34 protein-coding genes, 5 other RNA genes and 1 pseudogene are annotated in these 23,588 nt (G+C 66.6%); 32 read left to right on the top strand and 8 right to left on the bottom strand.

The genetic code is table 11. The features are described 5' to 3' along the window. Position 1: 1 nt before the first annotated feature. From DEJ47_RS24610 to DEJ47_RS24625, 6 genes are read right to left on the bottom strand one after another with little or no spacing between them, the layout of a single operon-like run. Positions 2 to 1,144 carry a hypothetical protein gene (locus DEJ47_RS24610; protein ID WP_150171702.1) on the bottom strand — a complete coding sequence of 381 codons (1,143 nt, stop codon included), beginning with the start codon at positions 1,142 to 1,144 and terminating at the stop codon, positions 2 to 4. Continuing rightward, entirely contained in the window at positions 1,141 to 2,556 is a 1,416-nt protein-coding gene (locus tag DEJ47_RS24615; RefSeq protein WP_150171704.1) for a phage portal protein, read from the bottom strand. Before DEJ47_RS24615 ends, DEJ47_RS24610 begins: the two co-directional genes overlap by 4 nt. A gap of 33 nt (positions 2,557 to 2,589) precedes the next feature. Further along, a complete protein-coding gene (locus tag DEJ47_RS37045) occupies positions 2,590 to 3,591 on the bottom strand; it encodes a terminase (protein WP_223828489.1) in 1,002 nt (333 codons plus the stop codon). 10 nt (positions 3,592 to 3,601) lie between these two features. Continuing rightward, positions 3,602 to 3,967 (bottom strand): hypothetical protein, encoded by a 366-nt coding sequence (locus tag DEJ47_RS37050; RefSeq protein ID WP_223828490.1) that lies wholly within the window; start codon positions 3,965 to 3,967, stop codon positions 3,602 to 3,604. Continuing rightward, complete coding sequence (locus DEJ47_RS37055; protein WP_223828491.1) at positions 3,964 to 4,251, bottom strand: hypothetical protein; 288 nt, start codon at positions 4,249 to 4,251, stop codon at positions 3,964 to 3,966. Before DEJ47_RS37055 ends, DEJ47_RS37050 begins: the two co-directional genes overlap by 4 nt. A gap of 35 nt (positions 4,252 to 4,286) precedes the next feature. After that, a complete protein-coding gene (locus DEJ47_RS24625) occupies positions 4,287 to 4,724 on the bottom strand; it encodes a hypothetical protein (RefSeq protein WP_223828492.1) in 438 nt (145 codons plus the stop codon). Between the two features lie 774 nt (positions 4,725 to 5,498). On the opposite strand from DEJ47_RS24625, the gene DEJ47_RS24635 reads away from it, so the two are divergent. The 32 genes and pseudogenes from DEJ47_RS24635 to DEJ47_RS24780 all read left to right on the top strand — a co-directional run bounded on the left by DEJ47_RS24635 (position 5,499) and on the right by DEJ47_RS24780 (position 22,534). Further along, positions 5,499 to 6,437 (top strand): hypothetical protein, encoded by a 939-nt coding sequence (locus tag DEJ47_RS24635; protein WP_150171705.1) that lies wholly within the window; start codon positions 5,499 to 5,501, stop codon positions 6,435 to 6,437. Positions 6,438 to 6,460: 23 nt separating this feature from the next. After that, complete coding sequence (locus DEJ47_RS24640) at positions 6,461 to 7,270, top strand: hypothetical protein (RefSeq protein ID WP_150171707.1); 810 nt, start codon at positions 6,461 to 6,463, stop codon at positions 7,268 to 7,270. A gap of 163 nt (positions 7,271 to 7,433) precedes the next feature. After that, positions 7,434 to 7,700 carry a hypothetical protein gene (locus DEJ47_RS24645; protein ID WP_150171709.1) on the top strand — a complete coding sequence of 89 codons (267 nt, stop codon included), beginning with the start codon at positions 7,434 to 7,436 and terminating at the stop codon, positions 7,698 to 7,700. A 1,389-nt stretch (positions 7,701 to 9,089) separates the two neighbouring features. After that, positions 9,090 to 9,374, top strand: coding sequence for a hypothetical protein (locus DEJ47_RS24650; RefSeq protein ID WP_150171711.1), 285 nt, complete (start codon positions 9,090 to 9,092; stop codon positions 9,372 to 9,374). A 400-nt stretch (positions 9,375 to 9,774) separates the two neighbouring features. After that, positions 9,775 to 9,838, top strand: an RNA gene (locus DEJ47_RS24655) — hammerhead ribozyme type II. 41 nt (positions 9,839 to 9,879) lie between these two features. Further along, positions 9,880 to 10,530, top strand: a complete 651-nt coding sequence (locus DEJ47_RS24660) for a hypothetical protein (RefSeq protein ID WP_150171713.1) — start codon at positions 9,880 to 9,882, stop codon at positions 10,528 to 10,530. A 15-nt stretch (positions 10,531 to 10,545) separates the two neighbouring features. Further along, positions 10,546 to 10,613, top strand: an RNA gene (locus tag DEJ47_RS24665) — hammerhead ribozyme type II. 19 nt (positions 10,614 to 10,632) lie between these two features. Then, entirely contained in the window at positions 10,633 to 11,067 is a 435-nt protein-coding gene (locus DEJ47_RS24670) for a hypothetical protein (protein ID WP_150171715.1), read from the top strand. Positions 11,068 to 11,149: 82 nt separating this feature from the next. Then, positions 11,150 to 11,215: hammerhead ribozyme type II (locus DEJ47_RS24675), an RNA gene on the top strand. A 17-nt stretch (positions 11,216 to 11,232) separates the two neighbouring features. After that, positions 11,233 to 11,736 (top strand): hypothetical protein, encoded by a 504-nt coding sequence (locus DEJ47_RS24680; protein WP_150171717.1) that lies wholly within the window; start codon positions 11,233 to 11,235, stop codon positions 11,734 to 11,736. Between the two features lies 1 nt (position 11,737). Then, an RNA gene (locus DEJ47_RS24685) (hammerhead ribozyme type II) lies at positions 11,738 to 11,806 on the top strand. Between the two features lie 18 nt (positions 11,807 to 11,824). Beyond that, positions 11,825 to 12,565 (top strand): DUF2786 domain-containing protein, encoded by a 741-nt coding sequence (locus tag DEJ47_RS24690; protein WP_150171719.1) that lies wholly within the window; start codon positions 11,825 to 11,827, stop codon positions 12,563 to 12,565. An 80-nt stretch (positions 12,566 to 12,645) separates the two neighbouring features. Next, positions 12,646 to 13,044, top strand: a complete 399-nt coding sequence (locus DEJ47_RS24695; protein WP_150171721.1) for a hypothetical protein — start codon at positions 12,646 to 12,648, stop codon at positions 13,042 to 13,044. Between the two features lie 48 nt (positions 13,045 to 13,092). Further along, complete coding sequence (locus DEJ47_RS24700; RefSeq protein ID WP_150171723.1) at positions 13,093 to 13,296, top strand: hypothetical protein; 204 nt, start codon at positions 13,093 to 13,095, stop codon at positions 13,294 to 13,296. Beyond that, positions 13,293 to 13,712 (top strand): hypothetical protein, encoded by a 420-nt coding sequence (locus DEJ47_RS24705; RefSeq protein WP_150171725.1) that lies wholly within the window; start codon positions 13,293 to 13,295, stop codon positions 13,710 to 13,712. The genes DEJ47_RS24700 and DEJ47_RS24705 overlap by 4 nt, the downstream gene beginning before the upstream one ends. A gap of 113 nt (positions 13,713 to 13,825) precedes the next feature. Then, positions 13,826 to 14,062: a hypothetical protein gene (locus tag DEJ47_RS24710; RefSeq protein WP_150171727.1), complete on the top strand. Its 237-nt coding sequence runs from the start codon at positions 13,826 to 13,828 to the stop codon at positions 14,060 to 14,062. A 55-nt stretch (positions 14,063 to 14,117) separates the two neighbouring features. Continuing rightward, positions 14,118 to 14,185, top strand: an RNA gene (locus tag DEJ47_RS24715) — hammerhead ribozyme type II. A gap of 34 nt (positions 14,186 to 14,219) precedes the next feature. Next, positions 14,220 to 14,579 carry a hypothetical protein gene (locus DEJ47_RS24720; RefSeq protein ID WP_150171729.1) on the top strand — a complete coding sequence of 120 codons (360 nt, stop codon included), beginning with the start codon at positions 14,220 to 14,222 and terminating at the stop codon, positions 14,577 to 14,579. Next, positions 14,576 to 14,887, top strand: coding sequence for a hypothetical protein (locus tag DEJ47_RS24725; RefSeq protein ID WP_150171731.1), 312 nt, complete (start codon positions 14,576 to 14,578; stop codon positions 14,885 to 14,887). The genes DEJ47_RS24720 and DEJ47_RS24725 overlap by 4 nt, the downstream gene beginning before the upstream one ends. After that, positions 14,887 to 17,106 carry a DNA cytosine methyltransferase gene (locus tag DEJ47_RS24730; RefSeq protein WP_150171734.1) on the top strand — a complete coding sequence of 740 codons (2,220 nt, stop codon included), beginning with the start codon at positions 14,887 to 14,889 and terminating at the stop codon, positions 17,104 to 17,106. Before DEJ47_RS24725 ends, DEJ47_RS24730 begins: the two co-directional genes overlap by 1 nt. Before the next feature lie 27 nt (positions 17,107 to 17,133). Further along, on the top strand, positions 17,134 to 17,307 hold the full coding sequence (locus DEJ47_RS36550) for a hypothetical protein (protein WP_190415544.1): 174 nt from the start codon (positions 17,134 to 17,136) through the stop codon (positions 17,305 to 17,307). Next, the gene (locus tag DEJ47_RS24735; RefSeq protein ID WP_150171736.1) at positions 17,307 to 17,735 is read left to right on the top strand and encodes a hypothetical protein; all 429 of its coding nucleotides are present in this window, start codon (positions 17,307 to 17,309) and stop codon (positions 17,733 to 17,735) included. The genes DEJ47_RS36550 and DEJ47_RS24735 overlap by 1 nt, the downstream gene beginning before the upstream one ends. Positions 17,736 to 17,746: 11 nt before the next feature. Next, positions 17,747 to 17,983: a hypothetical protein gene (locus DEJ47_RS24740; RefSeq protein ID WP_150171738.1), complete on the top strand. Its 237-nt coding sequence runs from the start codon at positions 17,747 to 17,749 to the stop codon at positions 17,981 to 17,983. Next, positions 17,980 to 18,267, top strand: a complete 288-nt coding sequence (locus tag DEJ47_RS24745; protein ID WP_150171740.1) for a hypothetical protein — start codon at positions 17,980 to 17,982, stop codon at positions 18,265 to 18,267. Before DEJ47_RS24740 ends, DEJ47_RS24745 begins: the two co-directional genes overlap by 4 nt. Beyond that, positions 18,264 to 18,446, top strand: coding sequence for a helix-turn-helix domain-containing protein (locus DEJ47_RS24750; protein WP_150171742.1), 183 nt, complete (start codon positions 18,264 to 18,266; stop codon positions 18,444 to 18,446). The genes DEJ47_RS24745 and DEJ47_RS24750 overlap by 4 nt, the downstream gene beginning before the upstream one ends. Before the next feature lie 35 nt (positions 18,447 to 18,481). Beyond that, a complete protein-coding gene (locus DEJ47_RS36555) occupies positions 18,482 to 19,741 on the top strand; it encodes a tyrosine-type recombinase/integrase (RefSeq protein WP_190415545.1) in 1,260 nt (419 codons plus the stop codon). A 448-nt stretch (positions 19,742 to 20,189) separates the two neighbouring features. Further along, positions 20,190 to 20,366: a hypothetical protein gene (locus DEJ47_RS36560; RefSeq protein ID WP_190415546.1), complete on the top strand. Its 177-nt coding sequence runs from the start codon at positions 20,190 to 20,192 to the stop codon at positions 20,364 to 20,366. Continuing rightward, positions 20,350 to 20,896, top strand: a pseudogene (locus DEJ47_RS24760) (DUF6879 family protein). The gene DEJ47_RS36560 and the pseudogene DEJ47_RS24760 overlap by 17 nt, the downstream one beginning before the upstream one ends. Next, on the top strand, positions 20,893 to 21,723 hold the full coding sequence (locus DEJ47_RS24765; RefSeq protein ID WP_150171744.1) for a helix-turn-helix domain-containing protein: 831 nt from the start codon (positions 20,893 to 20,895) through the stop codon (positions 21,721 to 21,723). Before DEJ47_RS24760 ends, DEJ47_RS24765 begins: the two are co-directional and overlap by 4 nt. 61 nt (positions 21,724 to 21,784) lie before the next feature. Next, positions 21,785 to 21,988, top strand: coding sequence for a hypothetical protein (locus DEJ47_RS24770; protein WP_150171746.1), 204 nt, complete (start codon positions 21,785 to 21,787; stop codon positions 21,986 to 21,988). Then, positions 21,988 to 22,209, top strand: a complete 222-nt coding sequence (locus DEJ47_RS24775; RefSeq protein WP_150171747.1) for a hypothetical protein — start codon at positions 21,988 to 21,990, stop codon at positions 22,207 to 22,209. The genes DEJ47_RS24770 and DEJ47_RS24775 overlap by 1 nt, the downstream gene beginning before the upstream one ends. 118 nt (positions 22,210 to 22,327) lie before the next feature. Continuing rightward, the gene (locus tag DEJ47_RS24780; RefSeq protein WP_150171749.1) at positions 22,328 to 22,534 is read left to right on the top strand and encodes a hypothetical protein; all 207 of its coding nucleotides are present in this window, start codon (positions 22,328 to 22,330) and stop codon (positions 22,532 to 22,534) included. Between the two features lie 75 nt (positions 22,535 to 22,609). Here DEJ47_RS24780 and DEJ47_RS24785 read toward each other — a convergent pair whose 3' ends face one another. Beyond that, the gene (locus tag DEJ47_RS24785) at positions 22,610 to 22,882 is read right to left on the bottom strand and encodes a hypothetical protein (protein ID WP_100571972.1); all 273 of its coding nucleotides are present in this window, start codon (positions 22,880 to 22,882) and stop codon (positions 22,610 to 22,612) included. A gap of 244 nt (positions 22,883 to 23,126) precedes the next feature. Beyond that, positions 23,127 to 23,501 (bottom strand): hypothetical protein, encoded by a 375-nt coding sequence (locus DEJ47_RS24790; RefSeq protein WP_150171752.1) that lies wholly within the window; start codon positions 23,499 to 23,501, stop codon positions 23,127 to 23,129. Between the last annotated feature and the right edge of the window lie 87 nt (positions 23,502 to 23,588).

Consider the following 23,588-nt stretch of genomic DNA (forward strand, 5'->3'; position numbering starts at 1 on the left):
GTCACGCCTCCTGGGCTGTGGTCGTGGCTTGCCGCGCCGCCAGGGCTGCGGCCTTTTGCCGTTCGCGTTGCTTCTGGCGGATGAACCGCCGCCAGACGGTGAGGGCGCTCTTACCGGCGTGGCCCTTTGTGACCTCCGGCCACAGAGCCTCGTATTCACGGTTCAGCGCGAAGAGTTCGGATGCTCCGTACTGCTGTCGTGAGAAGACGGGCATCGCGTAGCAATGGCAGTTGTCGTGGAATTTGTCGCCGTCGTTGAACGTGGCGGATTCACGGGACTTGTAGACCGGGCCTCGACTGATCAGCATTGCGCACCAGCCGCACGGGGTTCCCGTACGCGAAAGCCGGACGTACCCGAGTGCGCGCCGGTCGCGTTTCATGTGATTCCAGGTGGTTGATCGGCCGCCATTCATTGCGACGCGGGAAGCGGCGGCTGCCTGCTGGGCGCCGGCCTGCTGGTGTGCCTCGTCCCTCTGACGATCTGCATCACGGGCAGGCTGTTGGTCGTCGACCTGGGACACCCGCCGGTCGAGGTTCTGGGAGCCGAGCGCGTCGAGGACGACGCGGAGTTCGTCCTCCGCCTCACGCTCGATCCGCTCCTCTTCCTCGCGAAGCCCTTCGAGCTCCTCCACGAGGATGCGTTCCCAGTCCTCCGGCTCGTCGTCGAGCTCGGCCTCCACGTCGTCGGCCAAGGGCGCCGTCGACCCGTCAGAACTCGCGTCGTCCGGCTCTGTGGAGGGTGTGGGCGAGGCTTCCCCGCGCTCGGCGGTCGCGGCCTCGCCCACAGGGCGGGGGGCAGGGGGTGAGTACGTTCCCGCCAGGGCTGCGAACTCCCGGCGAAGGTCGCCGAGCGTCACGTGCGACGGCTCCGGGTGGTAGGGGTCGGCGACCGTCGTACCGGTCTGTAGAGCCCTCGCGAGCCTGTAGTAGGCCCGCGCCAGATCGCGCGACATGCGCCGCTTCGACATCACCAGCGTGATCGCCCGCCGCAGCCAGCTCGACGCCGTAGCCGCGCGCTGCGCGGCCGGGACCTCCGCCCACAAGGACAGGGCCTCGGCCGTGGTCTCGACGCCGATCTGCGTCAGGGCGACATGGAAGGCGGCCGACACCTGGTCGGCCTCTGCCTGACGCGCTGTGCTCGTCACGCGGCCTCCGGTACCGCTTCATCGGGAGTCGCGCGGGTGATTGCGGTGGAGAGCTGCCGTACCGAGTCCTCGTCCTCGGCGAGCTCCTCCCAGTCCTCGTATTCGGTCTGGGTGACGCCCGGAACGCGGCGCCATAGGCCCTTCGCCGGGATGCCGAGCTGCTCCTTGAGCTTGCCGAGCGCGTCGGCGGCCTGGGCGAGGGAGCGCGATTCCATGTCGCGCCAGATGACTTCGCCCTTGTAGTCTTCCGAGCCGCTGCCGCCGGTCAATTCGGCGGCCAGTCGGAAAACTCTTTCCCAGGACTCGCCAAAGGCCGTACGGAATTCTGCAATCTTGCGGCTCAGAGCTGTTTCCGCTGCTAGGAGGGCCTCGGCGCTCAGGTTGGCTATCTGCCCAAGCAAATGGTGAGGCGGGGTCTGGCTGACGGCGGCGAGGTGCCTTATGGACATATCCACGCTGTCGATGAATCCGCCGAGCGGAGTTTCGTCCAGGCTCCCGAATTTGACATCCGGGTCCTCAGCGAACAAAAACCTGCGCGCATTGTGGTTGATCGGCAGCGGAATGGGGTTGCCGTTCTCGTCGAGAACGGGCTCCCCAGTCTCGGGGTCGCGCCGAATGGGCGGGGCCATGCCGGTCGCCGTGCGCACCTTCACGGAGGCGTACGTCTGGGCCACCAGCAGATCGAAGATCGTCTGGTTGATGCGGTTCTGCAAGGCGATCATGGGCTCGATGACGCCGAGCGTCCGCCCCTCCAGATCCACCAGAGAGGCGAAGCGCGTGACCGGGCACTCCGAAGCGCCGTGGCGGCGCAGCCGCGCAACCGCGATCCCCTTCTCGTCGTCCAGGCCGCGGAACGTCACCGTGTACTCGTGCTGGGCATCCCACATGCGAGCCCGGCCGCGCGTATCGCCCGCAGGCCAGGCGGTCACGGTCAGGGCGGCGTAGGGGGTGTCATCGTTCGCCGGGTCCTCGTACAGCGCGGCCGTACGAAGCGCGGACAGCCCCTTCGTCCGCACCTGGCCGGCACGACCTCTCTCGGTGACCGTGAAGCTATGGCCGTACGTCAACGCGCCCCGGTAGATGGCGGCCTGGCGGGCGTCGAGCCGGGACCGCTGCCAGTGCTCCCACTCGGGCGAGCTCGTCTCGACCGGAGCCGGGAGCCCGCCCGCAGGCTTCCCGGAACGGAAGCCGTCGACGTAGAGGGCCTGGGCCGGAGTCCCGACGAGCAGGGGCAGCCAGTTCGACACCGACCGGCGCGCGAGGAGCCGGTACTCGTCGTCAGCCTGGGGCGGCATGTACGGGTCGTCATGACGGCCGTGAAGGTAGTCGTCGATCCGCTTCAGGCGGTCGCCATCCCGGTTGAGGATGCCGAGGAGCTGCCGCGCGAGCGCGGCAGGCGACGTGTCGGTCACGCGATACCTCCTGGTTCAAGTTAGCCGTTCGACTCAAAGGAAAAAGCCGCGACCGGTGCGCTTACGCACCTTCTTGCCGCGCGCCCGCAGGTCGAAGAGGGCCTCATGCGCGAGCATGAGCGCCGCGTACGCGTCGACCTTCTTCGGACTGTCCTTGCTTTCCTTGCCGAACGAGATCCCGTAGTTGTTGGTGCGCCGACGCGCGTTCAGCGCGTGGCGGCGAAGTGCCAAGTCGCCGTCGTGGCACAGCTTTTGGTCGAAGACGCTTCGCATCAGGCGCTCGTGCGCGAGCGTCGAAGCCTTCTGGCTCGACCGCATATCCCAGCCGATCGAATCCTTACCGGGCGCCTTCACCGCCAGGCCCTCGCCGTACGTCTCGGACCATTCCGAGATGAAGCTCTCCCAGAGGGCAACGTCCGCATAGAAGCCCTGCACCTCGAAAGTGCTGAAGGCGTCGTGCACGGCGCTGTCGACCTGGGCACGGGGAACTTCCCAATCTTTTCCGGACGGGCCATCCGGCCTTTCCCAAAGGCCCAGAACGAAGGCGCACATGTCCGAGACGCGGAGAGCTATGAGACAAGTCGAGTCGTCGCGGAGGCCGCCATCGAACCCCATCACGATCTCGTCGCCGGGGGCCAGCGTCTTCGCCTCGTCCCGGAGGGCATCCCACTCGGCCGGGCCGTAAAGGGCGTCTTCCTCGGCCACGATCTGGTTCAGCCACATACGGCGGCTGCGCGAAGGCGAGAGAGTGGTGTCGAGAATGCTTTGAAGAATCGTCTCGACGCGAAGCCATACAGCGTCGCCCCGAATTTTCGGCAGGACAATCCTGATGGCATCCGGAGTCAGCGGTGTCTTCGGGTGAGCCTCTACGGAGTCGTAGAGGAACCCGATATCTGCCGCCCGGCCTTCGACAATCTTCTCGAAAGCGTCGCGCATCTTCTCCGCAACGGAATCCTCGCCGGGGAGGAACGCGTTAGTGATCGCCAGATAGCGACTGTCCTTCTTGGTCGCATTTCCGTCGATCGTCTCATACATCTTGTCCCCGTTATTGCCCCGCACCCAGTGATGGGTTTCGTTGAGCACAACAAACGTGGACCGCTAAAGACCGCGCCCCCTCAAGGGCGCGATAACTACTTGTCACCGCCTCAAGCCGTTGACGGCCGCCATTTGCCCGGATCAGCTCGGCGCCGGCCTTGATGCCGTACGTCTCGATCAGCTTGTCCGACATGAGGGAAGGCATCACCGTCATGGTATTTCTCGTCTGGTCGCGAGAAACGGCGGCAATTTGCACCCAGGCTTGAGGGTGCGGAACACCTACAGGGTTACCGGAGGCGTCCCAGTGTGAAAAACGGGAGGGGCCGACGAATTCGACCAGGGAAATGACGGCAAGCAGGGGGTCCTTGCCGTTCAACCCCAGCCCTTGAGGCGCTGGAGAACACCCTTCCGGTTCAGGAACCGGCCGGACTCATCCAGCGCATACCAGTGGAGAACGAAGCGCAGTTGCTCACGAGTGAACTTCCAAGGGCCGCCGTCCTCGGCGCGCAGATATTCCGCGCACCATCCGGCGATCTGCCAACCGAGCGTGCGCTCTGGCAGCGCCCAGGAGCCGTCCGGCGCCTTCCGCCACGTCGGGCCGAGGAAGGTCGGTTCGAGAGCGTCGATCTGTTCTATGGTCAGGGCTGAGATGGGACTCACCTCCCTTCATGGAGTCGGGCCGCTCGGAGAGCGGCTCACTCGGCGAGCCCCAGCTCCTTCTTGTAATCGGCGATGGCGAGTACGGCCGCGGATTGCTCCTCGGGCTCGGGCTCATGCAGCTCGATACGAACCCGGCGCCGGTCACCCTCGGCGACGAGCAGCCTCTCGAATGCGCTGTAGATGGTCTGAAGCATCTGGCCAGATCTCTTTCCGGACTTCTTGTAGAAGCTCAGGTCTTCGCAGAGCGAATAGGCGAAGGCCCAATCACTGTTCTGGTAGAAGTCGGCTTGGCCGCTGGACTTCAAGGAGTCCCAGAGACGGCGGGCAATCGGATGCCAGTCCCGGTCAGCGTTAGGAATCTTGACTTCCCGAAGCACGCCCTTGGTGACGGGCTGGACATCGGAACCTTTACGCTCTCGGGGGCGGGCGAGATCCGCCTCCCGATTCGGTACGGGGCCAGGGATCTCGCCCACCTCCTTTCAGGTCGAAGGCCCCCGAGGGAGGGGAGAACCTCGGGGGCCGGCGCGGGCTCGACGGGCACGGGCCCGGAGCTCCAGCGCAGTCACATCAGGCCGGGGTGATCCTCGGTCCTGCGGAATCGGCGTTCGTGACGCCTTCGAACAGCGGCCTTAGCCGCACCGCCCTCTCGGGAGGATTTGACCCGGTGATGCCACCCGCAGAGTGACTGAAGGTTGGGCTCTCGGTGGTCGTCACCGGGAATGATGTGGTCCACATCCGTGGCGAGCTCGGCACACCGCACGCCGTAGTTGTCTCTGGCTGTGCACCGATGACCGTCTCGGCGGAGTATCCGCTTACGAATCTGTGGCCAATCCGGAGGCAGGCGAAAACGCCTATCTGAAGAGCTCCAGGAAGGAATAGCGCCTCCCTCAAGCCTTTTGTGACTTCCCTCGGTGCGGCCCCTTCGGGGCCGCCAATAGAAAGGCGCTAAGTAATCCTTATTGCCTTCTACTCATATATAGGGAACGAGGGGCCTGGTTCCGGAAACGAAGTTCGAGTGATCTGGGCCACAGGCGACGGCGGCAGCCGGAGCCGCCACGGCGGCGGGGAGGGTGGCGGGCGAAGAGCGGCCCCCTGCGGGGCCGCGCAAGGGGGAAGTTGAACCGGCTAGACATCCGAAAGGCGAACTTGTACCTTCTGGTCCTGCCTGCAACGCAGGCGGCCCCGGCCTGGTGCAGCGAACACCCGGCCGGGGCCTGATCAAGCACACTCAGAAGGTTGGATTCTGAATGCGAGTGCATCGTAACCGGCATGACCACTCGTTCGTGGTCGTGCCCAACCAGGCCGCCCGGCACAAGAAGCTCTCCCTGACTGCTCGCGGTCTCCTCGTCACCCTGCTGTCCCTCCCCGACAACACGAAGGTCACGGTCGAGTCCATGACCGACGACGTGGAGGAAGGCAAGCGCCTCGTCAGCAAGGCGTTCAACCAGCTCGAAGCCGCGGGCTACCTCCGTCGCGAGCGCTTCCAGACCCCCGAGACGGGCCTCTGGTGCACCGAGACGCACGTCTCTGATCTTCCGACTGACCACATTCCGACGGTCGGTGAACCGGGGGCTCGGTCCGTCGGCGGCTCTCCCAAGGGAGAAAAGAACCAGGAAAAGAACCTCCTCCCCGACCCCTCCGCCGAGAGCGACGGCGACGAGCGGGCACAGGCCGGCGAGGAGGAGGGAGAAGCCTTCGGCAACAAGGACGACCAGGCCGCCACGGCTGACGCCGAGATCGGCCGTGCCGCCCAGACGCTCTCGAAGCTCGGCGACACCGACCGCCGCCTGAAGCTCAGCGCCGCCGAGGTTCTCCGCCTCGCTCCGCTCGCCGCCGCCTGGCTCGCCGAGGGCCACAGCCCGCTCAAGATCGTCAACGTGCTGACCAACCGCCTGCCCGAGCAGGTCGACAGCGCTGCCGCACTGGTCTCCTACCGGCTGAAGAACCAGATGCCTGCGAAGCCGCAGCCGAAGGCGCCCCCGGCGCCGGACACCCGCGACCGCTGCGAGGTCTGCGCCGCGCCCTTCCCGCTCGGCCGCCGAGGCACCGTGTGCGGCGCCTGCCGCGAAGAGCTCGATCGCGCCGCCGCCTTCCTGTCTGGCACCCCTGCCATCGAGGACCAGACCGACGATCTCGACACCGCCCGCCGAGGCCGCGCGCTCTGCCGCGCCGCCGTCGCGGCCTGACCCCCGTACCGGAAAGGCAACCCATGTCTTCGATGCACATGCCCTGGTACGCGCGTGTCGTCTTCACCGCTGGCAGGCCCCTCGTCCTCGTCGCCGCCCTCGTCATGTCCGTCCCCGGCGAGATACGCATGGCAGAACTGGCGGGCTGGCACGGCTGGACGACGTGGCTCATGCCGGTGTGCGTCTCCGCCTACGCCGCCTGCGCGGCCGTCATCTCCGACATTCGCCGCCGTGCCAAGGCGCCCGGCCGTGTCACTGCCACCATCGGCGCCGGGGCCGCCCTCGGCCTGGCACTGTCAGCTCAGGTCGTGGCGCACCTGATCGATCGCGGCTACATGGCAACCTCGGCGATCCTCGTGGCAGCCGTATCCGCGGTGCCGCCGCTCGTCGTGGCGCACATGCTTCACATGGCAGCGATGCCGGCCGCTGAAGTCACGGCCGCCGAGCAGATGCGCGAGCTGGAGGAGACGGCCACCTATCTGGCGGGCGAGCTGGCAGAGGCCCTCGACCTGGCAGGCCGCCAGCTCGTCGCCAAGAGCCACGGCATCCTCAACGAGTACGAGGAGCTGTCAGCCGCCGCCGACGAGCTGGCAGCCGAGCTCGACGAGATCGCCGACGAGCTGACCGGCGACCTGGCAGAGGCCGAGAGGGCGGAGCAGAAGCCCCGGCAGAAGGGCGCCGCCAGGAAGGCCGTCCCGCTGGCAGTCGTCAAGAGCACTGTCGCCTCTATGCAGGCGAAGGGCGAGAAGGTCACCGGCGAGACGCTCGCGGAGCGCCTCGGCTGCTCGAAGCGGTCCGGGTATCGGTACCTCGGCGAAGTTCGAGCGGCCTGACCCGGCACTCGCGTGAGGCAGGACGGAGAGGGCTCGGCCGTTCCCTTGGGATCACGTGAGGGCTCGGCGTGCTGGGTGCGGCGAACGGGCGGTGTCAGGCTGGGGAGGACCGCCTTCGGGTAGACGACGCGTAACCGCAACGGTCACCTCCCGTTCTTCAGTCATGAAGACCACGCTGTTCAAGCTCGCTGCCATGTCCGTCATCGCTTTCGCGGCCACCGCGACCGTCACGATTCCTGCCCAGGCTCACGCCTCCTCCCCTGCCCCTATGGCAGGAGCAAGCAAGACCCTCGGACCGGCCAAGGACGGGCCTACCGAGGAGGAGATCGCGCGGTGGGAGGAGAGGGAAGAGATGTGCAAGATCAGCGGCATTGTCGGTTGGTTTGGCAACCAGCTCGGCGGAAACGAGTACGAGTGCGACGGTCGTTGATTGACGTGTGACGTTGGCTGACGCTCCGTTGGCCCGCATCGAGCGGATGCCCGGCGAGGCGATCCGAAGGAAACGGCCTAAGGGCCCGATCCTTGCGCCCGTCGAGGCCCCGTTTGCCCAGGTGGCAGCCGGGGTCTCGGCCGTTGGTCGACCCTGTAACCGTGGCAGAATCCGAGCGGCTAAGACATGGCGGTCCGGCCGCTCGCGTACCGGGGGTCATACCCCCACTCACCCGGCGAACCCCCCAAGCCGCACGAGAACGGCGCGAGAACGGGTGGACCGGACATCTTCCGTGTGCGCGACGCGCGGCGCAGTGGAACGCGCGCCTCATCCGGGCCGGGGCATGAGTAGGCCGGGCCGGGCGCGCTTGAATCCGGGCATTCCGGGCAGGCGAGGCGAGGATGAATCCGGACAATGCGGAAGACTATTCGGACATCGCGGACGCCGGGCTTGCGCCGCTTGGTTCAACTAAGCCAATGTCTGACCCGTCGCCACGACGGACACCGCAGCGGCCGACCGAGACACGAAGCCATGGAGGCGGGACCCGGACGGCCAGCGAATGACCGGAGTGGGGACGCTGCGAGTAAGCCGAAAGGCCAACTTGCACCAACGAGGACTGGCCCGCTAGGGTCGGGGCTCACCGCAGAAACCCCAGCTCGTAAGGGTCGGGGGAGTGTGGGAACGAAGCCGAAAGGCGAACTTGAACCACTGGCCCGGACCTGATACGGTTCGGACCGAAGCGGAAGGCCGGGGCTCGCAAGGGTCGCGGGGTCCGCTTCACTCGAAGCCGAAAGGCGAACTTGAACCAAATGGCGAAGATCCGCTAGGGTCGGAGCCACCGCGAGGCCCCCAGGGGGTGAGCGGATGACCTTCACGCCAGCATCCGGGCATCGGGTGCACCACCGCCGGGTGATCGGCGGGCCCCCTTTCAGGTGGCTGACTACCTGGGGAGGAGTAGGGCGGGTGGCAGGAAACTGCGGCCGGAAGTGCGGTGACTCGCCAGGGGAAAGACCTGGTAGGCGCGGACGAAAGCGGCCCTTCGGGGTGGTGAGTAGAAAGCAAGCTGCTGTCCCTTGAGAACTCAATAGTGAACGCGAATTTCCGCAGCGGACTGGAGCGCGAAAGCGCCCGTCACCAGCCTCTAATGCCCACGTGGGGCGGGCTGGGCTGCGATGGATAGATGACTGCGAAGGTGCGTGAGGGCCGCGACTGCGGCAGAACTCCGCACCCGACACCTTGCCTACAACGAACGTGTGAGCACCCGCCGGGCTTCGGCTCGGTGGTGTGCTGAGACCCAATCGGCTTCGGTCGGTTGGGTGCCAGCACTCCATCAAGAGGTGGGGTGTATCTCCAGGCCGGCATGTCCCGGCCCGTACGAGAAGAGGACACATGTCCAGCACCACGTTCAAGGCGTACCCCGGTGTGAACCTGAAGAAGGTCACGGATGTCCAGGGCTGCGACTTCGCGGTCCAGGCTGAGCACCTGACGGAGCGGCTGTTCGCTGTCCAGCGCGAGCTGGATGCGACGCGGGCCGAGCTGCGCCAGGAGCGGGAGGCGCACGCGGTGACCATCCTCGCCTCCATCCTGGAGGAGGAGGTGCTCCGTGCTGAGCGCGACGAGGCGCGGGACGTGGCCGACATGCTGACGGCCACCCTGCTCTCGATCCTGCCGTGACGCCCTTCTTTTCGGCTGATTGGCTAACTTGAACCACGAGGACCGCCCTCCTATACGAGGTGGGAGGGTGGCCCCTCATGAGGGATGGGTCCAGATGTCTGAAGTGGGGTTCAAGCCGGGACGCCAGGGGAGCGTTCTCCACACCCTCGACCACGTGTCGGAGTCCGCTCCGATGGCGCGGTGTGGGGACGTGATTGAGATCGCCAACCCTGCACCGAAACCAGGGGAGTTCAAGCGGTGGTGTCGCCTGTGTCTCCTGCCTGCTGACGAGATCGAGGTGAGGACGGCGAACATGCTGCGCCGATCCGAGTCCGGCGATCTCGTACCGGCGAACGGTTTCCGCCCCCGCTCGTAGCGGGGTCTGGGGGACAGGTCTGCCCCGCGGCCGGCCTGTCCCTCGTGGCGAAACGCTCAAGTCGAGCGTCGTCACGGGGTGGTGCCCGTGACCTGACGAGTCGGTGATGTGCCGACGATGCCAGCCAAACGAACACGAAAACGAGGCAACATGAACGCGAAGATCGTCCCTCCGTCCGAGGCGGCGTACAACCTGATGTTGATCGTTGCTCAGCCGTACCCCGGTTGTCCGGGGGCGACCCAGACGACGTACATCCAGGAGTACCTTTCCGAGGAGCCGGACGACGTTGAGCTGTTCGTACCCGAAGGGTGGGAGCTGCTCGAAGACGAGTCCGAGGAGATCGTTCGCGGAGCCCACAACTGCGACTGCTGCGGTAACGCGGTCTACGGTCGCCGTTACTGCGAGGGCTGCAACCGAGACGGCGACTGCGACAACTCGCAAGCCGCGCACTGCTTCACGGGCCACTGTGACGGTACGGGTTGCACCTTCGAGGGCGAATGCGAGCCTGCGCACGACGTGCGTGTCTGGAACGAGGTCGCCGAACTCCTGGGGCACTGGGAGGTCAAGGCCGAAGCGTCCGGCCGCGTCCGGGTGACGCAGCGCGAGGGGTACGAGAAGGACGCCGAGTCGGTGTTCACGTCCCTGTGGTCTGCCTGGCAGTACGCCCAGGGCTGTGCCGAGATGCACGCGCAGATCCTTCGCGACGAGTGCGAGTGCGGCGAATCCGATTGCGGAGTGATGCACCCGCACGGAATCCACGTCCAGGAGGTCACGCACAATCACGATCTTTCTCGGTCCTGAAAGGCTAACTTGAACCGGCGAAACACCCTGAAAGGGGGTGTCCATCGGGAGTGGTGTCCCGGTGCTGACGATGCCAGCCAAAGCACGCAGAACACACCGCACGTGAGGCATGAAATGCGAATTCCCTTCATTACGAACTGGGTTCAGCGCCGCAAGCTTCGGGCCGAGGTCAGCCGCCTGGCCTTGCACGCCTTCTACCACTCCCTCGACGAGATCGACGCCCTGGAGGCGCTCCTCGAAGCGGAGCGACGCAAGGCGATGGAGGCCGAGGTGCAGGCCCGCGTGACGGCCCAGACGCACCGTGCGCTGAATTGCGCCGTTGCCCAGTTCGCCGATGCCTTCGACAACTCGCTTACCGCTCTGCACCAGGCCGATGGCTTGTCGTACGGCGAGGTGTCGGCGCTTTCCGCGCTGCTGGCTGCGGCTGGCCGCCCGGACGCCGGTGAGCTCTGGATGAAGCACTACGAGATGGGCAAGGAGCCGGACGAGTCGGAGAACTCGGACGACATCGAAGAGGCCGAAGTTATCGGGGCCTGAATCCCGAAATCCCAAGGGCCGGTCTATCCCCAGGCCGGCACTCCGCCCTGCCCAAAAACGGAAGGACACATGAAGTAAGCAATGGCGAAACCTCCAGAAAGGAGGTCCACCCGGAGTGGTGTCCGGGTGCTGACGATGCCAGCCGCATTACACGAAAGAGGCACCATGAACGCGGAAACCTACGGTCACAACTGCGGTGCGCTCGTTGCGCGTTACGCCGCCGAGCTCGATCGGGCACTACGCATCGAGATCGAACGGCTTGAGAACAACGTGATCGAGCTGCGGAACCAGCACCGCCGATTCTCGGAGAGGAACAACGGGCGCACTCTGTCCGGCATCTTCGACGTAATCCGCGAACGGAAGGCCGAAGCGAGCGACATGCGTGACGCCCGCGTGCGTCTCGGCCGGGCTGTCGATGAAATCGATTCCTGTGACCGTGCTATCGAATTCGTCGCGGTCTCGGGCAAGGCCGTGCACGTCGCCGTCATTCGGCGCCAAGCTGCCGACCTTGTGGAAGCGGACCGCCTTAACCGCGAATTCCCGGATGTGCAGGGCCCTGCTCGTACCTACATCGCCCAGGGTGCCGACGCGGCCACGAGGCACGCCAAGTCCCTTGCAGACATTAAGAATTGGCTCACCGAATTGATGGCCTATTCCCCGACGAAGTAACTGGCGAAACACCTTCGGAAGGAGGTGTCGGGGCGGAGTGGTGTCCGCCTCCTGATGATGCCAGCCGCATTGCACGAAAGAGAGTCACATGTCCAACGAGGCAACCCTTGCCAAGATCCGCGCCATTCTCGCCAAGGCGGAGGACCCCGGAGTCACCCCCGAGGAATCGGAGGCGTACTTCGGCAAGGCCGCCGAACTGATGGGTAAGTACGGAATCGAGCGCGCCATGCTGGCCGCGTCCGACCCGACTACCGACAAGGTCATTCAGCGCACCATCGTGATTGAGGGTTCGTACGCTTCGGAGCGTCGACTCCTGGCCGGGCTGATTGCCAAGGCGGTTAGCGTCGAACCGATCCTGAGCCAGATGCGCAAGCGCGGAGAGAAGCGCTTCACGTACACGGTCGAGCTCTACGGCTTCGAGTCCGACATCGAGCGCGCCGAAATGCTCTACGCCTCCCTCTCGCTCCAGGCGTCCAACGGGCTGCGGGCCACGCGCCCCGAATGGTGGGAGTCCACCACCCTCGCCACCCACCGCAAGGCGTGGCTGCGCGGCTTCACGTACACCGTCGTCCAGCGGATCAAGGACGCCGAAGCGCGAGCCAAGGGAGAGGCCGAGGCCGTGCACGGCACGTCCGTCGCCCTGGTCCTCGCCGACCGCGCGGCCATCGCCAAGCGGGCCGCCGACGAGGCGAACCCGAGCGGCGTCGGCGAGTACAAGCCGCGTACACGCCGGACCTCCGCCTTCGAGGAGGGCTCGGCCGCCGGTCGCCGGGCCGACATAGGCGCGAAGCGCGTCGGGACCCGTGCCGGCCGATCCATCGCGGCATGACGCCCACGCCTGCCTGACCACACCCGTACGCCCTGGGCCGCCCTGTCACTGGCGGGGCGGCCCCCTGCCCGAAAGGCACCATGCGCCGCGCCACCCTCATCCTCTACGCCGCCGCCAACTTGCGGTGCCCGGACCGCGCCACGTCGATGGCCGACGCCCGGATAGCCCTCTGCCTGGAGTCTGGCGTCCCCATGGAGGACATCGATCCGGCCTCCGGATACAACCACTCCCGCAGCGCCTACGACCGCGCTCGGGCCTCCTGGGTCGACCTGATCCGCCAACACGGGGCCTCGGAGTTTCACGAGGTCCGCGACATCGAGTGGGCCCGAGAGCTCTGGGCCGAGAAGCGCCCCCAGTTCGTCGAGGGCGACGACTGGCTGAAGGCCGGGCTCGATGCCCACCACGAGTTCATTGCCTCGCTCGGCCGCCCGTGCCGCCGGTCGACCTGCATTGCCCACGACACCCCTCCCGAAGCCTGAAAGGCCGACATGGAAAACCTCCAGGACTCCATCCGCAGGGTTCTCAGCATGTGCCGCGAAGTCACCGTCTGGCGTGAGGACTTCGACCCCGGCACGGCCGAGTGGTACACCCTGCTCGCTCTCTCCCAGGAGACGCACAGGCTCCTCATCAGCCTCCCCGCCGAGCTGCTCCCCGAGGAGGAGCGGCCGAGCCCCGCCATGGCCGAGATCCTCGACGCCCTCCAGGACGCCACGAAGGAGGGAGCGAAGTGAGCTGGCGATACGACGTGTACGTCTGCCCTGACCCGGATGCGCCGAGCCACGGCCTCTACTGCCACGACCGCATGGAGCAGGTCGAGGGCACCTTCCATGACTACGGGTACCGCGACGCCTTCAAGCTCGCCCACGAGCGGGCCGAGGAGCACGGTCACGCGGCCGTCTGGTCAACCTCACCCTTCAACGGGAAGACCACGCTCGTCTATCAGCACATCCGCGGTGGTGGTCCCTGCGAGACCTGCCGGGGGAAGGTGCGCGGCCGGGGCCCCTGGACGAGGCACGTCCTCGGCGACCAGTTCATGTGCGAGCAGTGCGCCGCCCAGGCCCGCCGCGAGTGGGGCAAGCGCAACGGTTGGCCCGACTCGGATTGCCCCTCTTACTGGCCGGTCCTCGACCGCGCGCTGAAGGGCTAGCTCATGACCGACCGCAACACCGAACCGTGCTTGGGGTGCGGCCTCGTGCCCGAGCTCCTCGACGAAGACCTGACCTGCGCCCCCTGCCGCGTACGAATCCGACTGGAGAGCAAGTGACGACCGTAACCGAGCCCAAGACCGTCACCCTGACCGTTCGCTTCGAGGTCACGGAGACCACGGTCACCGACGTGGAGGCCACCGTCACCGTCCCGGCCGACATTGCCGACGACGAAGAGGCCCTTCAGGACTGGCTCGACGAGAACGAGGACGAGTGGCTTGACGCGCACGACACCGACGACGCGCACGACATCTCCCGCGACGTGACCGACATCTACGGCACGGACCTCTGACCGTCTGCTTCAACGCAAGCACCCCTCCCCATACGAGGTGGGGAGGGGTGCCCGTGGGCGAAACCCGGTGGTGAGCCGGGTCGCGGGGGAGTGGTGTCCCCCGCCTGACGATGCCAGCCAAATGAACACGCCAGCCCAACGAAAGGCACGGTACCTGATGGCCACGACGCACGGCGCCGTCGCGCTCAACAGCGACGAAGCCCGCTACTTCACGAACGACACCTACCGGATCACACTCCTGTGGGGCGGAGGCAAGGCAACGGTGCACATCTACCAGCACCAGCCGACCATCGACTTCCGCCACGAGATCAAGTGGGCTGGTTCCCCGTACGAGGTCGCCCCGGATGCCCTCCTGACCGCCGTACTCGACCACGCCCACCAGGCCGGCCGGGACGAGGCCGCCGAGCACCTGACCGTTCACGCCCTCCGCCAGGAGCACGAGCCCCTCGTCTGGCACGCTCCCGTCGACATGCCGCGACGGCACCGCGAGACCTACGGCCTGGGGGAGGCCGCGTGAGCGCCGACACCTTCACCGTGACGTTCGTCGTGCGCTGGGAGAGCGACTCCGAAGGCGTCTCGTACGACATGCCGTCGATGGTCTGCACGGTTGAGGTGCCGCACGGCTTCAGCGGAAACATGCGGGAAGCCGCCTACCCGCTGGTGGCTCAGCGCATCGTCGACAGCTACCCCAACGGTCCCTCCGACGCCGAAGCGCCCATCGAGCCGAGCTGGATCTTCGAAGACGACCCGATGTGCATGGTCGAGGCCATCTTCAAGGGCACGCCCGAGCTGCTTGATACCTGGGCCCACTCGGAGACGATCTGATGTCCCTGATCCGTCTCGACACGGCTGGCGCCCTCGGCCCGAGGATCGAGCCGGATCTGACCGGACGATCCCAAGAGGAGCTGGAGGCGATAGCCGCCCCCTTCCCCGCCAGATGGCTGTTCGAGCCCGAACCCGGAGAACCCGACCGCGTGGTCTACCTCTTCTGCGGCCCCGGAGGGCTGGAGGTCGGAATCCGCGACGTGCTCGGCCTCCAGCTCGACATCGTGGGCGTAGAGCTGAACCGCGACGCCTCGGCCACCGCGACGACAGCCGGATTCCAGCGCATCACCATGGACGTGCGCGATCTCGACCCCTGGAACCCGGCGCTTCGATGGGTGCGCGGCCTGATCGTCACCGCGCCGTGCCAGTGCTGGACACCGGCCGGAAAGCGCGCCGGGCAGGACCCGCGCAACCAGGAACTCCTTCTCGACGTGTTCACCATGGCCTTCGAAGCCACCTTCGGGCACTGGCACGACAGCGGCCCGTGCGAGTGGGAAGGCGAGTGCCTGATCTGCGGTAACCCCGACTGGGACGGATACTCGGGCTTCACCGGGCCCCTCCTCACCTTCGACGAAGTCCGGTCACCGATCGCCGACATGACGGACGAGCGGATCGGCCTGATCGCCGAGGTGCTGATCTGGTCGCTCGCCCTGACAGCCCAGTGGGACAACCTCCGCTGGCTGGCCATGGAACAGAGCTCGGCCCTGCCGGAGAGCATCCTCGACGGAATACGCGAGGAACTGTGGTCGGCCGACTGGTGCAGCGCGGAGTACCGCGTCCTGGATGCCGTGGACTACGGCCTCGCCAGCCGCAGGAAGCGCGTCTTCCTGATGGCGGCCCGACACTCCTACGTCGACATGGAGGCCCTGACCCCCAAGGAGCCGATCCCGACCACCACGGCCGCCGAAGCGCTCGGCTGGCCCGAAGGCATCCGCGTCAACACCAGAGGAGTCCGCAAGACAGCGGGCGGCAACTGCTGGAGCGCGGACAAGCCCGCGACCGGCATCACCTCGAAAATCCGCGGCTGGTACTGGGAGCACGACAAAGACCGGCGCTTCTCGCTCGACGAGGCCGCGCTCCTGGTCGGCTTCCGCCCCGGCTACCCCTGGACCGGCTCCCGCTCGTCCTGCACGCAGCAGATCGGCGATGTCGTCGCCCCTCCGATGGGGTGCGCCGTGATGGGCGCCCTCCTCGGAGTGCCATGGGAACCGCCGCTCCGCACCTACCTCGCCGAGATCTACAACCACCCCGCCGCGCCTGTGGCTGCGAACGAAAAGAAAGACACCGTGACCATGAAAGCCAAGCTCACCGACCTCAAGGCCGGACAGAAGGTCCGCGCGGTCGGCCGCGACACCCGAGGCCACACCGTCACCCGAGAGGGCTACCTCGTGGCCGACCCCATGCACAAGACGGCCGCCTGGGATGGCACGCGAACCAAGGTCATCCGACTGCACGTTGACCCGCGCCTCGAAGCCGCACCCACGCGTCAGAACTGGGTGACGACGCTCCCGGAGTGGGAGGTCGAGCTCCTCGAAGCCCCCATGCCCGACCCGATCCCGGCCCGCGCGCCAGACACCGAGCAGAGCACCCAGGACGAACCCCCGACCGTACGACCGGCCGCCCCCCTCATCGGCATCGCGGGTGCAGCCCGAGCGGGCAAGGACACGGCCGCCCAGGCGCTCGCCGCGCTGGATGGGGAACGCACCTGGCAGCGCCGAGCCTTCGCCGACCCCATGAAGCGCTTCCTGTACGCGCTCAACCCCATGATCGACACCGTGGAGACGGCCGAGCCTGACGGCCTGGCCCAAGAGGTCGACAAGCACGGGTGGGAGCGGGTGAAGGACTTCAGTTGGGATCTCCGGGGCCTGATGCAGCGGTGCGGGACCGAGGCCGGCCGGACCGTGCTCGGCGAGGATGTGTGGGTGAGGGCCCTCTTCAACGACCTGGAGCCCGACGCGCCGACAGTGATCACGGACGTGCGCTTCCCCAACGAGGCCGAGGAGATCCGGAAGCGCGGCGGCATCGTCATCAAGCTCGTCCGCCCGGATCAGCCAGCCATCCGCGAGGCATCGCACAGCAGTGAAACGGCCCTCGATGGGTGGGACTTCGACGCGGTCCTTGAGAACACCGGTAGCCCCGAGGAGCTGGGCCGGGAGGTGCTTCGGGTGATCTCTGCGCACTTGAATGGCAAACTTGAACCTGTGCCCATGAAGGGGTAAGTTGAACCAGGAAAGAGGAGGAGCCCCATGGCCACCATCACGACGCCGGAAGACCTGAATGCTCTGCCCATCGGAGCCGTGTTCACCGACGCCGAAGAAGACACCGCCCGCAAGATCGACACAGACGCCTACCTCGTAACCGGGGTCGGAGCAGCCGTCACGTCCCGCTTCTTCGCCTTCCCGGTGAAGATCCACGACTGATGCGACTGACCCCCCGCAAGGAGGAGGTCGAAGCGGTCAAGGCACTGCTGGAGGACCCCGACTTCAGCAGTGCCGACCAGATGGCCAAAGCGGTCATCAAGCAAGTCGCCGACATCCTCCAGATGCGCGACTGGGTGGCCCTCGTCCATACCTGGAGTGACGGAAGCCGCGGGCTGAACTGGGCGCCGTTCGGCAACGAGGCCGAGGCCAAGAGTTTCGCCTCCAAGCTCGCCATCGGCGGCACAGGACGACTCGTCAAGCTCAACAGCCCCGGCGTCACACTCGCCAACATCGACGGCAAGAAGGGCTGGAAGGGCTACTGCCAGCACCCCGAGTGCGGACACGCCCCGTTCACCCACTCCGCCGCGAGCGCCGCCCGAGGCGCCTGCCAGATACCCACCTGCCCATGCAGCCGATTCGAGAAGTGAGGACAACCGCCGTGAGTATCAGATCAGTTGAGTTCCGCACTTGCCCGTGCGGCAACAAGCGCGCCTACGAGGACGAGCGGGCAGCCGAGAAGGCCCTCGGTCGTGCTCAGGCCATGCGGCACCGCGCAGTCGACCGCAAGGGCTCCCGGCGCGGCCTGTACCGCGAGAACCGGTACTACGAATGCGACTACGGGATGTGGCACCTGACCGCGCAGTCCCGTGCCGAGTACACCGGGGCCGCCGCTTGAAGCACAGCGACAAGGCGCTCGCGAACGGCTGGGGCTGGGTCCTCGGCGTCTCGGGTCAGGAGTGCCGGGTGTACTCCCAGCCCGGCCACGCCCCGGTTGAGGACCCGAAGGAACTGCTCGCCGAGGCGGCCAAGCTCCTTGGCCTTTCCGATCCGGCGCTCGTGCCGGCCCGCATCCGAAGGCTCAAGGCAGATCAGAAGCGCGCGCTGAAGTCGGCAGCACTGGCCTGGGAGACAGTGCACTCGCTCACCGACGCGCAGCGAGGCGAGAGGCCCGCCCGTTGAGCCAGGGCGGCAGTAACCGGCTCCTTACGCCGGAAGAGGTGGCCGCGTGGCTCAAGGTCAGCGAGACCACCGTCAAGAACAAGTACCGGACGTGGGGACTGCGGCCCCAGAAGGTCGGCCGCCTCCTCCGATTCCGTGAGCGCGACATCGTCGCGTACCTCGACGAACACTACGGGTAACGGCACAGCCCTGCCCCAGCACGAAAGGGGGCCACATGGCTACCGTTTTTCAGAGATGCAAGACAGATAAGCGAAGCCCGCTTTACCCCTGCGGGAAGGTTCGCTGCGGCCACGACTGGACCGTCAGGTACAGAGAGCCGGGTGGGCGCACCGCACGGCAGCGGGAAGAAAGCTTCACCAAGAAGACGGCGGCAGACGCCTTCGCCGCCAAGGTCGAGAACGACAAGGACCACGGAACCTTCATCGACCCACAGGCCGGGAAGATCACGGTTCGAGCCTACGCGGAAGACTGGCTGAACCGCCGGGTGATCGGCGACTCCACTTACTCGAACTACCGGGGCTTCATCGACACCCACCTCATACCCCTGCTCGGCCGGAAGACCATGGCCGGAGTCGCGAAGCGGGACATCGAACACTTCAAGGCGGCCATCAGCAAGAAGCTCGCGGCCAGCACGGTCCACGACCGCATGAAGCTCGTGAAGCACATGTTCTGGTCGGCCAAGGAAGAGAAGGTCATCCAGGAGGACCCGACCAAGGATGTGAAGACCGCGCCAGGCAACCACGCGGTCGACGAGGATGAGATCCCCACCCTCCCCGAGGTCCGCCTCCTCCACGAGCACATGTCGCCGCAGTACAAGCTCACCGTCTGGCTCCAGGCCGGAGCCGGGCTGCGAGTGAGCGAGGCCCTCGCCTTCCACACCGGATGTCTGCGCAACGACGTGATCCGCGTCCGCTGGCAGATCAGCTCAAAGGCCCACCGCGACGACTGCAAGACCCGCCTGGTGCCGCTCAAGCATCGCGAAGAGGGCGAGTACCGCGACGTACCGGCGGCCCCGTTCGTCTGTGACGAGATCAATGCCCACGTTGAGCTGTGGGAGCCGATCCCGCTCACATTCCAGAACGCGGCCGGGAAGTCCCGGCAGGTCGCGGTGTTCTTCGCGCCCCGCGAGCGCGGGAAGGGCACCATGCCCACCGCCAACACGTACAGCTACCACTTCAAGAAGGCGTGCAGGCTGGCCGGGCTCGTGGACGCCGATGGTAAGCCGAAGTACCACCCGCACTCGCTCCGCCACTTCTTCGCTTCGACCGCCCTGGCGGCCGGCATCCCGATCCACGAGGTCTCACGGTGGCTCGGCCACAAGTCGATCAAGACCACGGTGGACATCTACGGGCACCTCGTCCCGGAGGCGTGGGACCGTTGCCGTGCGATCATGCAGAAGGCCATCGGGCCGGTGCCCATCGAGGTCGAGAGCGAGGCTCCAGAAGAGCCCGGCGAGTACGGTCCGGCTGCCTGATGTGCTGGGTGTGCTGGTTAAGTTCCTACCGTGCTGGATCTGTGCTGGATGCGATCTTGAGAAGCCACGTTTTCGCAGGTCGGAGCTCTGCATTGAACGTTCCGCTTCAACGTGTAGTGCCTGATTCCTTGATCGGCTAACGTGGCTGGTCAGAGCATGAATCCCCAGGTCAGGGGCCAGATCATCGGGTCTGGCCCCTTCCTGTTTTCTCCTACGGATTCAGGCTGTTTCCGGGTCGTGTGCTGACTCGGTGCTGACCCTGGCGGCGACTCTCGGAGGCTCTGACCTGGGGCTCCGGTGGGAGAGGGGAGGACAGCCGAAGGGATTGACCCGGACGAAGCGACGGCGGACCGGTTTCCCGTTCTGGAAACCCGAACCTCTTGTTGTGCAGGCCGCCGGCTGGGAACGATGAACGGGACACCGGAGCACGGGAACGAGGGGGCACCGTATGAGGCTGACGAAGCTGGCCACCACCTGTGAGAACGGGGACTGTCCCACCCTGTATGCGACCGACAAGGGAACCCTGATCGTGCAGGGACACGGTCTCGACGTGCCGGAGGGCGAATCCCTGGTGGAAATCCCGATGGACCTCATCCGGAAGGCAATCCGTGATCAGCGCATCTAACGACCTGGCTGCCCGCTTCTCCACCTTCCAGGAGGAGGCGTTCCGGCTGGAGACCCTCGACGACTACAGCAACTCGGGCAACCCTGCGGCCTTCCGTGCCTTCCTCGCGGGGGGAGACCAAGCCCGCCGACTACAACGCAGACTGGCTGGAGAGCGTACGAAAGGCGACGGGGAGCGGCAAGCGCATGGTGCGCGTCCACGTCCTGTCCCGCCCGCTCACGCCGTACCTCCGCTACGAGCTGAGTTGGGGTTACCAGACGAACATGACGGCGGGTGAGGAGTTCCACATCCTCGACACGACCGACCGCCCGAATCCGCTGGAGGGTGTGCCCGATTTCTGGCTCTTCGACGGCCGCGAGCCTGTGGTGCTCAACTACGACGAGAACGGCGCGTTCAGCGGGCCGACGTTCGTCCCGGCACAGGGGGCGTTGCCCACGGGCGAGGAGTCCGAGTACGCGACGTATCGAAGCGTCGCCCTGGCCATGTCGGTGCCCTTCACCGAGCGGTGGGGGAAGCACGGAGCAGCGTGAATCAGGCAGAACTCGGCGCCGCGCTGCGGGCGCTGCGGCAGGCGTCCGGCAAGGAGGCCAAGGCCGTCGCACGCAGCGCAGTCATGTCGACCGCCAAGCTGTCGAAGATCGAGAACGGCCGTGTCGCCCCGGCGACGGCGGACGTGGAACGCATCCTCACGGCTTTGGACGTGTCCCCGGAGATCAAGGCCGAGTACCTTGCTGTAGCCCGCGCACAGGCCACAGAGGCAACCGCATGGCGCCTCTTTCGGCGCATGGGCTACCACAAGAAGCAGGAGCAGATCAGGGCGTTGGAGTCCTCGATGACGCTCCTGCGCCTCTTCCAGCCGTCCCTGGTTCCCGGTCTGCTCCAGACGCCCGAGTACATCCGGGCAGTGTTGGAGCCGAAGGGCCTCACGGACGAACAGCTCTCCCGTACGGTCTCCGCCCGGATCGAGCGGCAACGCGTCCTGTACGACACCAGCAAAGCCCTGCACTTCGTGGTTACGGAACCCGTCCTGCGCTGGCGTCTCCTTCCGCCCGCGATGATGGCGGGCCAGCTGGACCGCATCGTGTCGGTGTCCCGCCTGCCGAACGTGGACGTGCGCGTGGTCCCCCTCGACGCGCCGCAGCGCGACGTGCCCGGTCACTCCTTCGTCATCCGGGACGACCGTGTGGTGACGGTCGAGACGACACACGCCGAGGTGGTCGTCACCGACCCACGGGACGTCTCCCTGTACGTCGAGAAGTTCGACCGCTTCGCCTCCGTGTCCCTTGCCGGGGACGCAATGCGCGACCTAGTCGAGGGCATCCGGGACGCGTTCTTGCGCGAACGGGAAACGCCCTAGCTTCGGCCCCTCGGACCGGCTGACCATGGCCTTCTCGACGAGATGCGGGGAGGCATACGAGATGCACGGAGAGCCGTCGACGCTGCCGGAGCCGGTGGCTTCTTCCCTACCGCCGGCACGGCCGGAACCCGTCCCGGGCTGCCGGGACTGCCCCGGCCTCGCGGTACAACGGGCCAACGCCGGGTCGGTCTGGGACTACTCCAAGGTGTCCGACATGAACGTGACCCTGCGCGCACACCTGCGGGACGCGCACGGGGGCGAGTAATGCCCCGCGCTGTGCTGCGGTACGTCACGCATCGGATCACCCAGCACCCAGACACCGACATGACGTTCGAGGCCGAGTGCCTCCGCTGCGACTGGTCGGCGACGCCTTCCGAGGACGGGGCGGCCGTGGACATCGAGTGCATGGGGCACACGGGACGCACCAGCCACGAGGGATTCAGGCGGGTGTGCACGTCGTTCGCTCTGGTGGTGCGGGCGGGGTGACGACGACCCGAGCGTCCCTTGCTTCAGCTGCCGTCAGACGCACTGGAGGCGATGCCGACGGCCCCCAGCACGCGACACAGACACGGGCCTCCGTTTGAGATCGAACAGGACGAAACCCATGGCGAAGCGTTCCGAGCCGAAGAAGACGATGACCAAGGGGGAGTGGATCGAACAACAGCTGGCCAATGCCCCGGAGCCGACGGCCGAGGATGTCTGGTGGGTGCTCAACAGGTTCGGCTTCCCGACGGAACAGGTGGAGGCGGCCTACCAGGCGATGCTCCGGGAGAAGGAGGAACGCGCCGCAAGGCGCACAGCTGAGCCCTGAGCTTCATCGCGGCTCCAAGGCTCCGCGCCACTCGGCGAGCCGGTCAGCCTGCCTGGCTCACGAGACGGGCTGTGTTCAGCTGAGCGGGGATGCGCAGGCCATGAACGGACCGGCCGCCCGGCTCCATGATTCTCCCCTGGCGAGAGCTGCCGCGCCTTCCGTGCGCAGCGACGTGACCACGGGGGTCAGGAAGTCCGTACGCCAATGCTGCACGGCCTCCGGCTTCATGCCGCTCGCCTCGACCGAGGCCCCCACCCTGGCTTCGAGTACGGCCGCGCCCTGCGCCGCGTCGTCCCCGGTCCACTCGTCCACGTGCTCGGCCACCAGGGCCCACGTCAGCTTGATCATGCGCGGATCGTACGGACGGCCTCGGGCGGCGTGAAGAGCCAGAGGTGAGAGCGGGGGTGGGGGGTACGACCCCCGAAGGGGCCCGTCGTCGGCCGCCGCGTCTTAGCAGCTCGGGTTCTGCCACGGTTCCAGGGGCGACGGGGCAGCTGTGGCGCTCCCTCCGGCGGCGATAGAAGCCGCAGGTCAGCGGCGATCCAACCGTTCTGCAGGGCATCCGTCGGCACTGCACAGGAATGAGAAGCGCTCAGGCCGCGGCTTCGCCGGGGTCCTCGTCCTCGTCTTCCGAGGAGCCGCCCCGCTCGTAACCCGACACGTCGATCTCGCGGCCGTCTGCGAGCCGTCTCTTGTGCGGGGCGACGTTGTGCTTGGTGGGCGGGTTCCGCTGCTCCTTCTCCTCTGCAGAGTCGGCGGCCGACCCGGTGTCCTGGGACTCCTCGGCGACGTTCTGTTCCTCGGCATGCCTAGCGGCCAGGACGGCGACGGCCAGAGCCGCGCCGCCGACCGTGCCGACCACGGCGAGGATCTTCGGCTTGTGCTTGCTGACCCAGCCCTTCGCCTTGGCGAAAGAGGTGGGCTCGCCGTCCTCGGGGATGGGTTCGCTGGGCGTGGAGTCAGTCACGGGCACAGATCTACCGGACCCGTCCCTCGCCTGTCAGGCAATCACCTGACATCGCCCGATCAGGTTCCGTGGCGCTCGTACGTCTTC

Source organism: Streptomyces venezuelae (assembly GCF_008642355.1).
Classification (GTDB): domain Bacteria; phylum Actinomycetota; class Actinomycetes; order Streptomycetales; family Streptomycetaceae; genus Streptomyces; species Streptomyces venezuelae_B.